15 protein-coding genes are annotated in these 12277 nt (G+C 66.3%); 6 read left to right on the top strand and 9 right to left on the bottom strand.

The features are described 5' to 3' along the window. Positions 1-80: 80 nt before the first annotated feature. Together ACW170_RS09565 and rcdA are read left to right on the top strand one after the other, a co-directional pair. On the top strand, positions 81-284 hold the full coding sequence (locus ACW170_RS09565) for a DUF1192 domain-containing protein (RefSeq protein WP_492086491.1): 204 nt from the start codon (positions 81-83) through the stop codon (positions 282-284). 108 nt (positions 285-392) lie between these two features. After that, the gene (rcdA, locus tag ACW170_RS09570) at positions 393-908 is read left to right on the top strand and encodes a protease adaptor protein RcdA (protein WP_492086492.1); all 516 of its coding nucleotides are present in this window, start codon (positions 393-395) and stop codon (positions 906-908) included. Positions 909-957: 49 nt separating this feature from the next. Here the strand turns inward: rcdA and ACW170_RS09575 are convergent, their stop codons facing one another. Together ACW170_RS09575 and rpmE are read right to left on the bottom strand one after the other, a co-directional pair. After that, positions 958-2520: a L,D-transpeptidase family protein gene (locus ACW170_RS09575; RefSeq protein ID WP_492086493.1), complete on the bottom strand. Its 1563-nt coding sequence runs from the start codon at positions 2518-2520 to the stop codon at positions 958-960. A gap of 165 nt (positions 2521-2685) precedes the next feature. Then, on the bottom strand, positions 2686-2910 hold the full coding sequence (gene rpmE / locus ACW170_RS09580) for a 50S ribosomal protein L31 (protein WP_271164754.1): 225 nt from the start codon (positions 2908-2910) through the stop codon (positions 2686-2688). 136 nt (positions 2911-3046) lie between these two features. On the opposite strand from rpmE, the gene ACW170_RS09585 reads away from it, so the two are divergent. Then, positions 3047-4930: an ABC transporter transmembrane domain-containing protein gene (locus ACW170_RS09585; protein WP_492086494.1), complete on the top strand. Its 1884-nt coding sequence runs from the start codon at positions 3047-3049 to the stop codon at positions 4928-4930. A gap of 127 nt (positions 4931-5057) precedes the next feature. Further along, a complete protein-coding gene (locus tag ACW170_RS09590; RefSeq protein ID WP_492086495.1) occupies positions 5058-5423 on the top strand; it encodes a hypothetical protein in 366 nt (121 codons plus the stop codon). Positions 5424-5815: 392 nt separating this feature from the next. On the opposite strand, the gene ACW170_RS09595 is transcribed toward ACW170_RS09590, so the two are convergent. The 6 genes from ACW170_RS09595 to ACW170_RS09620 all read right to left on the bottom strand — a co-directional run bounded on the left by ACW170_RS09595 (position 5816) and on the right by ACW170_RS09620 (position 9989). After that, on the bottom strand, positions 5816-6853 hold the full coding sequence (locus ACW170_RS09595) for a glycerophosphodiester phosphodiesterase (protein WP_492086496.1): 1038 nt from the start codon (positions 6851-6853) through the stop codon (positions 5816-5818). Positions 6854-7049: 196 nt separating this feature from the next. Next, complete coding sequence (locus ACW170_RS09600; protein WP_271164749.1) at positions 7050-7856, bottom strand: inositol monophosphatase family protein; 807 nt, start codon at positions 7854-7856, stop codon at positions 7050-7052. Between the two features lie 111 nt (positions 7857-7967). Continuing rightward, positions 7968-8534 carry an elongation factor P gene (gene efp, locus ACW170_RS09605; protein ID WP_492043184.1) on the bottom strand — a complete coding sequence of 189 codons (567 nt, stop codon included), beginning with the start codon at positions 8532-8534 and terminating at the stop codon, positions 7968-7970. Between the two features lie 99 nt (positions 8535-8633). Then, positions 8634-9194, bottom strand: a complete 561-nt coding sequence (locus ACW170_RS09610) for a tryptophan-rich sensory protein (protein WP_492086497.1) — start codon at positions 9192-9194, stop codon at positions 8634-8636. Positions 9195-9248: 54 nt separating this feature from the next. Beyond that, positions 9249-9491: a helix-turn-helix domain-containing protein gene (locus ACW170_RS09615; protein ID WP_492086498.1), complete on the bottom strand. Its 243-nt coding sequence runs from the start codon at positions 9489-9491 to the stop codon at positions 9249-9251. Next, positions 9492-9989 (bottom strand): DUF2975 domain-containing protein, encoded by a 498-nt coding sequence (locus ACW170_RS09620; RefSeq protein WP_492086499.1) that lies wholly within the window; start codon positions 9987-9989, stop codon positions 9492-9494. A gap of 97 nt (positions 9990-10086) precedes the next feature. Between ACW170_RS09620 and ACW170_RS09625 the strand changes: the two genes are divergently transcribed. Next, positions 10087-11019 (top strand): ABC transporter ATP-binding protein, encoded by a 933-nt coding sequence (locus tag ACW170_RS09625; protein WP_492086500.1) that lies wholly within the window; start codon positions 10087-10089, stop codon positions 11017-11019. Then, positions 11019-11741 (top strand): ABC transporter permease, encoded by a 723-nt coding sequence (locus ACW170_RS09630; RefSeq protein WP_492086501.1) that lies wholly within the window; start codon positions 11019-11021, stop codon positions 11739-11741. The genes ACW170_RS09625 and ACW170_RS09630 overlap by 1 nt, the downstream gene beginning before the upstream one ends. Positions 11742-11748: 7 nt before the next feature. On the opposite strand, the gene bfr is transcribed toward ACW170_RS09630, so the two are convergent. Next, complete coding sequence (gene bfr, locus ACW170_RS09635; RefSeq protein ID WP_492086502.1) at positions 11749-12249, bottom strand: bacterioferritin; 501 nt, start codon at positions 12247-12249, stop codon at positions 11749-11751. Between the last annotated feature and the right edge of the window lie 28 nt (positions 12250-12277).

Here is a 12277-nt window from a genome sequence, read left to right on the forward strand (position 1 = left end):
TTGCAATCGTCCGTATCCGGGCGTTCAGATAGGCGTCCCGGCCGCGCGCGGCCATGACTTGACGCAGAAAGGCGATGACGATGTTCGAGGACCTCGAGCCCCGCCCCCGGCGCGGAGACGCCCTGACCGCCCTGGGCCGCGAAGATCTGGACGCCTATTCGATCGAGGATTTGCAGGAACGGATTCAGGCCCTGGAAGACGAAATCCGCCGCGCCCGCGCCGCCATAGACTCCAAGACGGCCAAGAAGAGCGCCGCCGACGCCCTGTTCAACTTCCGCTCATGAATCGCGCCCGCGCCAAATCCATGGCATGACGGTTGCAGTCGGCACGACAAAGGCCGCGTCTTGGCCCAAAGTCGTAACGAGCGTCCAATTCTCATGATGATGTCCACCATGACCCTGAGCGACAACCAGAGCACGGGCTCCACGCCTGACAGGGCCCGCGTCGTTCGGGACTTTTCCCGCTCGGAGCTGTTCGACCGCACCTTCCGTGAGGGCATGGACCTTGTCGAGGAAACCGCCGCCTATCTGGACGGCGAAGGCCGCCGCGATTCCAAGATGCTGTCCCGCAGCGCCGCCCTGGCCTATGCGGCCGAGAGCATGAAGCTGACCACGCGCCTGATGCAGATCGCGTCCTGGCTTTTGGTCCAGCGGGCCGTGCGCGAGGACGACATGACGCCGGAAGCCGCCTGCGAGCCGCGCTATCGCCTGAACGACCGCAAGATCGAGAGCGAGCCCAGCCACGCCGAACTGCCCATCGCCCTGGTCGAATATCTGGTCCGGTCCGAGAAACTGTTCGACCGCACCCTGTACCTGGACCGCCGCATGTACCTGGACGCCCAGGAGGAGCAGCCGCAGAACCCGGTGCTCAGCCAGCACGGCCTGCTGGAAGCCGCCTTCAAAAGCTGAATCGACCAACTTCTCCCTCCCCCGCAGGGGGAGGGAGAAGATTGTCCCCCTACGGCCCGACGTCGTTGGCGTCGCGGCGTCCGTCGTCAACCGGCTTGGGCAGGCTGACGGCGATGCCCAGGGCCTGGGCCAGCTTGTCGTCGCGGCCATAGATGTCCTCGCGGAAGGCCACCCGGCCGTGTCCATCGACAAAGGCCGTCCAGTACAGCAGCCGCACCGAAATCTCGCGACCCGTCGTCACCCGCGTTGTTTCGCGGCTGTCCTGGGCCATGTCGAACTCGGCCAGTTTGACCGGGTCGGGCGACAGCAGCAGCCGGGCGAACTCCACCGCATTCTGCACCCGCACACAGCCATGGCTGCGCTGGCGCATCGACAGATTGAAGGCGGCCTTCGACGGGGTGTCGTGCAGGAAGATGGCATAGCTGTCGCGCAGCTCGAACTTCACATAGCCCAGGGCCGACTTGGGCCCCGCCCGCTGAATGACCGTGCCGTCTCGCACGAACATGTCGTTGGCGGCCAGATAGGCGGGGCCCTTGGGCAGGATCTCGCGGCGCGCAATCCCGGCCGGCACATACCAAGGCGGATTGGCGACCACCGAGGCGAAGGGCTTCTCCAGGCTGGGGGTCTGGTTCTCGGCCGATCCGACCACCACGCGGTTGGAGTGGACCGGCTTGCCGTCCTTCCAGTAGACCATGATGGCGGCGGCGGTGTTGACCTCGATCCGTTCCGGCGCGACGTCGCGCTTCAGCCAGCGACGCCGTTCCAGGTTCAGCGCGATCTGGCGGGCGCGATCCTCGGCCGAGGCCGACAGCGACCGCTGGGTGCCTGTGCCGATCCGGGCGTCGGCGCCCAGGCCGTGCCGGACCTGGAAGCCCTGAACCGCCCGTTGCAGCTCCGTCCCATAGGTCAGGCCCTGGGCCTTCAGCCGCGCGCCGTCCGCCGCCGTCAGGTCGCCTTCGGCCGTCAGACGGTCGATCAGCGCCGGTATGCGGCGATCGCTCATATCCGGTTCGATGGTGGGACCAGCCGGGAAGGGCGGCCAACCGCCCTGGGCCGCCAGGCGACGATAGCGGACATAGCCCGCCGACAGGTTCTGATAGCCGATGTCGGTCGGCGCCAGGCCCTCGAACCAGTCCAGCAGGACATTGCGCGCCAGGGCGTCGCTCATGCCGCGCGGCAGGTCCACGCGGTTCTTCTGCATCTCCCACAGATCTTCGACCGTCTCGGGCCGAACCTTGCCCTCGGCCAGGATCCGCCCATAGGCCAGGGCCGCGGCCGTGGCGCGCAGGTCCGACGAGGCGGGATCGGCGGCCAGGCCGACGAAGTCGAAATAGTCGCCGGCCGACAGGCCGTGGCGCTCGGCCCGGCCCGCGACGGCGTTCAGCGCCCGCATCCGCTCGGCGTTCCACACCGGACGCCAGCCGTTCATTTCATAGAAGGCGCGGACATCGGCCTGCTGGGTCTCGGGCAGGCGGGAAATCTGGTCGTTGAAACTGTTATAGAAGGCGGTGGCCTGCGGTGCGCGCTGCACGGTCACCTGCTGTGCGTGCGCTGTTGAGGCGAGGGCCATGGCCGCCGTCGCGACGCCCAGACCCATTTCCCGTCTATTCATAACCTGTCCGCTTCTCGATGGGTCGATCCCCGTGAATCGACGCCGGTACTGCCGTATCCGAACGCCGGCTACGTTACCGACGTTCCGGGCAAACAAAAAGCGCCGGTCATCCGACCGGCGCTCTTCGTGATCCGATTGCCGCGATGTGTCGCAGCCAGGACGCGCTTACTTCTTGATGAAGCCGGCGAACTTGTTGTTGAAGCGCGAAACGCGGCCGCCGCGGTCCATCAGATGGGCGTTGCCGCCCGTCCAGGCCGGGTGGGTGGTCGGATCGATATCCAGGTTCAGCGTGTCGCCTTCCTTACCGTAGGTCGAACGGGTCTGGTAGGAAGTGCCGTCGGTCATCACCACATTGATGAAGTGGTAATCGGGGTGCGTATCCGCTTTCATGGTCGTCGTCCGGTCTCTGGCGCGATGACGATGCCGACCGTCGCTGCGCATGAAATGAGAAACCCGCCAGAAAATCCGGCGGGAATGAGGGGCGGCGTTTACACCGGGGGGCGTTCCGGGGCAAGAGGCTGGCGAAATGACCGATCAGACCGCCGCATCCGCCCGCTCCGCCAGCCTTCCAGCGGGGCGCGCTTCAGGCGTGGAAACGGCCGAAGGCCGCCCCAGCGCCGGCGCCCTGCTGATGGAGCAGATGTCCGAGGCGGGCGAGAAACGCGCCAAACGCCGCGACATCCGTCCCCTGGCCCGCCTGATTCCCTATGCCCTGCGCCACAAGGGCCACGCCCTGATGGCGGTCTTCTGGCTGCTGCTGTCCACCACCGCGTCTCTGGGGCTGACGGTCCTGGCGCGCGGAGCCATCGATCACGGGTTCGAGGCCGGGGGCGCCAATCTGAATCTGTGGTTCCTGCTGCTGGGCGCCAACGCCCTGTTCCTGGGCCTGGCCACCGCCGCCCGCTATTTCTACGTCACCCGCACGGGCGAGCGCGTCATCGCCGATGTGCGCAAGGGCCTGTTCGGCCGCATCCTGACCCTGGACCCGTCCTTCTACGCCCAGATGCGCACCGGCGAGGTGCTGTCGCGTCTGACCACCGACATCGCCCTGGTCGAGACCCTGATGACCACCTCGGTCTCCTATGCGCTGCGCAACTTCCTGACCCTGATCGGCGGGGTCGCCCTGCTGTTCTTCGTCAGTCCCAAGTTGACGGGGCTGGTTATGCTGATCGTGCCCTTCCTGCTGGGTCCGATCTTCATCTTCGGCCGCCGGGTCCGCAAACTGACCGTCGCCTCCCAGGACCGGTTCGCCAACGCCGTCGGCTTCGCCGGCGAGAGTGTGGACGCCATCGAGACGGTCCAGGCCTTCGGTCGGGAACGCAGCGCCATCGCCCGCTTCGGCGCGGCGGTCGAGGACGCCTTCTCCGCCTCGCTGACCCGGATGCGGGCGCGGGCCTGGATGACCGCCCTGATCATCGTCGTCATGTTCGGCGGCGTCACACTGGTGCTGTGGCTGGGCGCCCAGGACGTGGTCGCCGGCGTCATGACGCCGGGCGCCCTGCTGCAGTTCGTGCTGCTGTCGGTCTTCGCCGCCGGCGCCGTGGGCGCCCTGGGCGAAAGCTGGGGCGATGTGCAAAAGGCCGCCGGCGCCATGGAGCGGATCGAGGAGCTGATGCGCGCCACGCCCGACATCGCCCCGCCGGCCGAGCCTGTCGCCTTGCCGTCGCCGCCGCGGGGCGAGGTGTCGATGTCGGCCGTCGGCTTCTCCTATCCTGGCCGTCCCGACCTGCCGGCCCTGAAGGGGTTCAGCCTGACCGTGCGGCCCGGCGAGACCGTCGCCCTGGTCGGTCCGTCCGGCGCCGGCAAGTCGACCGTCTTCCGCCTTCTGCTGCGCTTCTATGATCCGCAGACCGGCGTGGTCTCGGTCGACGGCGTCGATGTGCGTCAGGCCGATCCCGTCGCCGTGCGCGACCGTTTCGCCTGGGTGTCGCAGGAAACGCCGCTGTTCTCGGGTTCGGCGCTGGAGAACATCCGCTTCGGCCGTGAGACCGCCACTCTGGAAGAGGCCCGCGCCGTCGCTGAAAAGGCCCAGGCCCTGGGCTTCATCGACGCCCTGCCGGAAGGCTTCGACACCCCGCTGGGCGAACGCGGCAAAAGCCTCTCGGGCGGTCAGCGCCAGCGTCTGGCCATCGCCCGCGCCCTGGTCCGCGACGCCCCCATCCTCTTGCTGGACGAGGCCACCAGCGCCCTGGACGCCGAAAGCGAACGTCTGGTCCAGATCGCCCTCGACCAAGCCATGCAAGAACGCACCACCCTGGTCATCGCCCACCGCCTGGCCACGGTGCTCCGCGCCGACCGCATCGTCGTCATGGACGACGGCCGCGTGGTGGAGGAGGGAACGCACGACCAGCTGGTGGCCAAGGGCGGCCTCTATGCGCGCCTGGCGGAGTTGCAGTTCCGGGCGGGTTGAGGCTTCCACCTTCCGTCCTCGGGTTCGCCCCAAACTTCCGTCGTACTCGGTCCCGCCGTAGCTCAGCACGTTTTTACACGGCCTCGACCCGTTGCGGACTTTGGAAAGCGATGCTCAGATCGCCGCCATGTCGTGGCTCCTCAGCACTTTGGCGATATCGCCTTTCCTTCTGGCGTTTCTCGCCTATTGGCGGGGAGCGCACATCGCAGCGAGGCTCCTTCCGAAGGAACGCTTGAAGCACGGTGACTACCGCGTCGTTCCGGATCTCTACAGCCCAGAGTCCTCACATAGATGGTTCGGTATCATCGTGGGCGAAAAGGCAGATAACTACAGCCAGAGGCTCAAGCGCGCGCTTACCTTGGCTCGTGTCTCTATCATTCTACTGCCCTTTGCCTTCATGGCGAGCGTGGCGCTCCTCGGAAGTATGAGGATCGAGGCAACTGAGGACGCCGGGAGCAGCATGCCTGCCGTAACAATTTCGCTTGAAAACTAGGTCCGCTAACCACCCCAAACCGACCTTCGGGATGTCCGCTTTCCGCGCCAGGGACCGGCTTTGTCGGTAGCGGTCTATCCCCCTCATTTCAGGGCTTGACCCGAGGATGACGGGAGAAGGGGAGGTCCAACAGCCTGCCTGCGCTACCAATATTTCTCCCGAATAACTGACTTTTCAATGTCTTGACGTCCGAAAACGCCGCTCAAGTCAGCGCGCTCCAAAACCGTGAGATACTGTCGGCACGGTCTTTGAAAACCAAATCCCCGCTCAGTCCCGCGCCGCCTGGAAATTGCACTCTTTTGCACATTGCACCGCCTTTTCCGGCCTGTGCAATTTCACCGCCCGCGTAGAATAGACGAAAATAGTCTCTCTTTTTTCGCAGTGGATTGAGTCTATTTCTCAGCCGCGCCCTGTCGCGCCAGGGCTGGAAAGTCGCTGAACACCGCGTCCACCTCGGCCTCGGCGAAGGCTGCGGCGTAGCCCGCCATGTCGCCGTGCTCCGCAAAGCCTTCGCCTCGCCGCCGCTCGGCCGGCAGGAAGGCGTTCTCGGCCCGCAGGGTCCAGATCACGACCTTCAGCCCTGTGGCGTGGGCCTCCGTGACCAGGGCGCTGGGCGCAGTCGTGCGGCCCTCGGCGTCGCGCGGCAGGACCAGGGTCATCTCCGGCGCCACCCAGTCGGCATAGGCGGCCATGGCCTTCAGCCCCTGCGGCGTGATCATCTGGGCATAGGTCACGTCCGGCCGGTCCGCCGGTCCGCCCGCGCTGCTGACCAGCTGGGCCAGGGGCGCCTCGATCCGCGTCGCCAGCCGCTCCAGCGGCCCGACCTCGAAACACTGGATGATGATGGGCGCATCGGCGCCGGTCAGGCCCAGTCGCTCAAGCTCCGCGACGAAGCGATCCTCCATCGGCAAGCCGATCCCGGCGAAATAGGTCGGGTGTTTCAGCTCGGGCGCCACCGCGATGGCCCGCCCCGTCCGGGCCGAGGCCTCGCGGGCGATGGCCACGACCTCGTCGAAGGTCAGGATCGGCTCGCGCCCGTCATAGGTCGCGCTGCCGGGCCGAAAGGCGGGCAGCCGCTCCTTGGCTCGCAGCGTCTTCAGCTCGGCCAGGGTGAAGTCCTCGGTGAACCAGCCTGTGGTCGGGACACCGTCGATGGTCTTGGTGGTCTTGCGATCCGCGAACTCCGGCCGCTCGCCCACGTCGGTCGTGCCGCCGATCTCGTTCTCGTGCCGGTCGATGAAGACCCCGTCTTTCGACAGGACCAGGTCCGGCTCGATCACGTCCGCCCCCTGTTCGACCGCCAGTTCATAGGCCGCCCGCGTATGTTCTGGCCGTTCGCCCGAGGCGCCGCGATGGGCGATGATCAGCGGCTGGGCCACGGCAGGCGTTCCGGTCAGCAGGACAAGGGCGGTGACGATGGCGCGGATCATGTCCCTTGGATAGGGCGGCCGCGCGACAGCACCATGACTGTCTCCTCCCCACGCAGTGGGGAGGGGGACCGCGAAGCGGTGGAGGGGTTCTTGACGCCCCACCGGCCGCTGGTGATGCGGCAAGAGCCCCTTCGTCACGGCGCTGAAGAAGCGCCGCGCCACTTCCCCGCAAGCGGGGAAGAGACAGAAGCGAGTTTCAGGACGCCTGAAGCACCTTGCGCAGCTGCGGATGAAGCTCGCTGTTGCTGGCCAGGATCGACACGCCGGTCTTGGGATCGCCGTCCGCCTCGATGGTCGTCACCGAACCCCCGGCCTCGGTGACGAACAGGATGCCCGCCGCCACGTCCCAAGGCTTCAGGCCCCGCTCATAGAAGGCGTCATAGCGGCCGGCCGCGACCCAGGCGAAGTCCAGGGCGGCCGAGCCCAGGCGGCGGATGCCGGCGACGCGCTGGCCGATGGCGTGGATGTCCTTGATGGCCTGGGCGTGGCCCGACTTGCCGATGAAGGGCAGGCCGGTGGCGATCAGGCTCTCCGACAGGTCGCGACGACCGGCGACGCGGATCCGCTGGTCGTTCAGATAGCAGCCCTTGCCCTTCTCGGCCCAGAACAGCTCGTTCATGACGGGGTTGTAGGTCACGCCCGCGACGATCTCGCTCGACCCGTCGGGCGCGCGCCGCTCCAGCCCCACCGTGATGGCGAAATGGGGCATGGCGTGCATGAAGTTGGTCGTGCCGTCGATCGGGTCGACGATCCAGGTGTGGGACTTGTCCGTCCCCTCGATCATGCCGCGTTCCTCGCCCAGGAAGCCATAGCCGGGGCGGGCCTTCATCAGCAGTTCGTACAGGGTGTCCTCGGCCTTCAGGTCGGCGGCCGTGACGAAGTCGCCGGGCCCCTTCCTCGACACCTGAAGCTGGGAGACTTCACCGAAGTCGCGCAGCATGGGACGGGCGGTCTTGCGCACCGCGTCGAGCATGACTTGGAGCAGGGCGGAAGCGAGGGCCATCGGCGGATCTCCTGGTCCGCATGTCCTGAAAAGGCCCCTTCTGTGGGGCCCGGACATGCGGAGAAGTTCAAGAAGGGAACCGACCCTGGGCCAGGGCCGGCTTTAGGGGGCTTAGTCGGCGCGGCGGACGTATTCGCCGCTGGTCGTGTCGACGATGATGCGTTCACCGGCCGACATGTAGGGTGGGATCATGATCCGCACGCCGTTCGAGGCGATGGCGGGCTTGTACGATGACGAGGCCGTCTGACCCTTCACGGTCGGCTCGGTCTCGGCGACTTCCAGCACGACCTGATCCGGCAGTTCCAGGCCGATCGGACGCTCTTCGTGCATCTCGATGACGACCTTCATGCCTTCCTGCAGATAGGGGATGCGCTCTTCGCCGACCCAGTCCTTCTGCAGCTCGATCTGCTCATAGGTGGCGTCGTCCATGAAGACCAGGCTGTCGCCGTTGTCGAACAGATAGGAGAAGTCCTTCTGCTCCAGCGTCACGCGCTCGACCTTGTCTTCCGACCGGAAGCGTTCGTTCAGCTTGTTGCCGGTCTCGAGGTTCTTGGCCTCGACGTTGGCGAAGGCGCCGCCCTTGCCGGGTTTGACGTGGCTGGCCTTGGTGACGACCCACAGGCCGCCATTGTGCTGCAGGACCATGCCGGGCTTGATGGTGTTGCCGTTGATCTTCATGGGGTCACATCGGGAATGGAGTTGCGCCCACGCGCCCGGTTGGGGCGTGGCGAATAGGGCGCGATCCCTAGAGGAAGCCCCGGCAAAGGGCAAGGCGGCCTAATTCCGGGTGCGGTCGTCCGACGCCTCGTCCATCTTGCGGTGCAGCCGGTTGCCCAGCCGCACGCCGCCCCCGGTTGGCGCGGCCATCTTGCCCGCTCTCTCGTCCAGCTTGCGGGCTTCGTGCGCAAACGCGGCCGCCAAGCCTGCCGACGACATGGCGGCCGCCACCTGTTTCCACATCGAGGAAGGGCGCAGACCCAGCCAGACTGCGTTCACTGTCTGCGCCGCCAGCCACAAGCCCATGGCCCGCGTTCGCTCGCGCTGGGGCGGCGCGTTCCACACCCGCACAGCCGACAGGGTCGTAGCCGAAAACACCGCCGGCAGGATCAGGCTGAAGGCGCCGTGCGGCTTCTCGGTGATCGGCAAGTCCTTGTCGCGGACATGTTTCAGCCTGCGCTTCGGCGTCAACGCGCCCGATGCGATCCCGGTCGCCAACAGGGCGAAACCCACCGTCAGCGCCACCCCCATGGCCACATGCGCCGTGCTCCGCCCCTCGCTGTTCAGCAAGTCTACGGCGGCGTCGCGCACGTCGTCGATGGCCTCGTCGATATCGGTCATGGTCCGCTCCAGCTTGCCGTCGGAATCAAATGGGCGGCGCCGGACGCGGTTCCGTCAGACCTCGTCCGGCACCACCGGTTCTGTCTCGCGCGGATCGAAATCATAGTCCAGCAGATCGCCGGGCCGGCACTCCAGCACGGCGCACAGCCGCGCCAGGGTGCTGAATCTTATCCCCTTCACCTTGCCGGATCGGAACAGCGAGAACTGTGTCTCGCTGAGGCCCACCTGGGCGGCGACATCGCGCGCCTTCAGACTTTTACGCACCATCAGATCGTTCAGGGTCACGCGAACGGGCATTCAGATCATCTCGTCCATCTCGGCCTGTATCCGCGTCGCCTGATCCAGAACCCTACCGAGCAGGAACAAGGCGCCGCCGATCATGCCCATGGTCATTCCCGCCACATCGAAATAAGCCCAACTGCTCCGCTCGTCGCCCAGAAGCCGCATCAGGTTGGTGACGCCGAAGACGCTGAGCACCCCGCCAAAGCCCAGCGCCAGCCCCACGCGACGCAGGGCGGACGACAGGGTCGGCCGGATGAGCCGCCCCTTGGCCAACTGCCCCAACGCCGACCCGATCGACCAGACGGCGAATAGGTAGAGAAGCGAAGGCGACGCCCAAACGATCTCCCGGAGCAGCAGCGTGAGATCTCTGTGTTCTCCGCGTGCCGCAAACACCGCCGGCACAATCACATACATCAGCGCCAAGATCGCGCCCACGCTGCAAACCATGAAGATCGCGAGCCAACGAAACTGGCGGCACATGTGGCGGAAACGGGCGAGATCGTCGGCGGCCATCGGTCTGTCCGGGGATAGGAATCTGTCTTGTCTTTAATCTTGACTTAAAAATCAGTCGCTCGCAACTTTATCTCTGAGTTAAATGGAGGGCGGTGAGATGGCGGCGATCGAGACGGAGGGGCTGACGCGATTTTTCGGGCGTCGGCGGGTGGTGGACGCGGTGTCGATGTGTGTGCCGGACCGGGCCGTCTACGGCTTCCTGGGGCGAAACGGAGCCGGCAAGACCACGACGATGAAGATGCTGATCGGCCTGCTGCGCCCGACTTCGGGCGTGGCGCGGGTCTGCGGCGTCGATGTGGCGCGGGACCGGATCGGCGCCGCGCGCAGGATCGGGGCCTTGCTTGAGGCGCACGGCTTTTATGTCCATTTGACCGGCCGTGAGAACCTGGACCTGACGCGGCGTCTGCTGGGTCTGCCTGCGATCGAGATCGACCGGGTGCTCGAGGTGGTGGATATGCTGCGGGACGGCGGTCGCCGGGTGTCCGACTATTCGCTGGGCATGCGCCAGAGGCTGGGTATCGCCCGCGCCATGCTGGGCGCGCCGCCGGTGCTTATGCTGGACGAGCCGACCAACGGCCTGGATCCGGATGGGATCGCCGACATGCGGCGATTTTTGCGCGCCCTGCCGGAACGGGCGGGGGCGACGGTCCTCCTGTCCAGCCACCTGTTGAGTGAGATCGAACAGACCGCCAGCCACGTGGGCATCATCCATGAGGGGCGGCTGGTCGTGGAGGGCGAACTGGGGCGCTTGAAGGCCGAACTGGCGCCCGAGATCGGTCTGCGGGTCGACGACCCCGACCGGGCTCGCGCCGTTCTGCGGGGCCGGGATCTGACCCTGGTCGAGGACGCCGACGGTCTGGTGGTCCGGCTGCGGCCAGGCGACGACCATGACATCGTCTCCGCGGCCCTCAACCGCGATCTGATTGAGGCCGGGATGTCGGTCTTCGCCATCGCGCCGCGCGCCCGTTCCCTCGAGGGGATCTATCGCGCCGCCTCCGCCACCAAGTCCCGCCGTCAGGAGACCGTCTGATGCTCGCCGTCCTTTCCATCGAAATCCGCAAGTTGAACCGTTCCCTGGCCCTGCTGCTGGCCGCCGCCGCCCCCACGCTGATCGCCGTCTTCGCCTTCGCCATGGTGCTGCGGTCGGAGCAGCCGTCAGAATGGTCGATGTGGCTCGGGAGCGGCACGGCGATCTGGGCCTATTTCATGCTGCCCATGTGCGTCACAGCCCTGACAGCCCTGGTCGCTCACATGGAGCACGCCCCCCGCAGTTGGGACCACTTGCGCGCCCTGCCGGTTCCGCGCTGGACTCTCTATGCGTCTAAAGCCATCTGCGTGATCGGCTTGGTGGTGATCATGAGCGCGGCTGTGCTGGCCATGACAACAGGGGCCGTGGCGCTCGGCGGCCTCATTAAGCCGGAGGCGGCGGCGGTGGGCCGGCTTGATCTCCCGACCCATGCCTGGGCCTTGGCCCAGATGGCCGTCGCAGCCGTTTTGATGATCGCCCTGCAGTTCTGGACAGCGATCCGCTTCGCCAGTTTCGTGCCCGGCCTGGTGCTGGGTATAGGCGGAACCTTCTTCGCCGTCGTGGCCACGTCGGCGAAACAGGGCGTCTTCATGCCTTGGCAGATGCCGGTGAACATCCTGGCCACGGAGGCGTGGCGCGCTCAGACAGCCTTGATGCTGGGCGGCGGCCTAGGACTGGTCGTGCTCGCGGCGGCGGTGATCCACCTGGCCCGCCGCGAGGGCTGAGGATGGATCAGCCGCCGGTGGCGGCGCTGTCGGTGACGATTTCCTTCATGGCCGACTGCAGATAGTTCTGGGCGCCCAGCAGTTCGATCAGCTTGTGCTGGTTCTCGAGGAAGTCGATATGCTCCTCGGTGTCGGCCAGGATCTTCATCAGCAGGTCGCGGCTGACGTAGTCACGGGCTTCCTCGCACTGGGTCACGGCGGCGGCTGTGGTGGCGCGGCTGTCGATTTCCAGCTGAAGGTCAGCGCCCAGGCATTCGATCGGATCTTCGCCGACCTTCAGCTTGTGCAGGTCCTGCAGATTCGGCAGGCCGTCGAGGAAGAGGATGCGCTTGATCAGCATGTCGGCGTGCTTCATCTCGCCGATCGACTCTTCGTAGATTACGTTGCCGAGGTGGGCCAGCCCCCAGCTTTCGAACATGCGGGCGTGCAGGAAATACTGGTTCACCGCCGTCAGTTCGTTGGTCAGCACCGCGTTCAGCGTACGGAGGATTGCGGGGTCGCCCTTCATGGCCATGGTCCTTAGTCTCTCGGCGGCG

This window comes from Brevundimonas sp. FV2ps16, assembly GCF_058681075.1.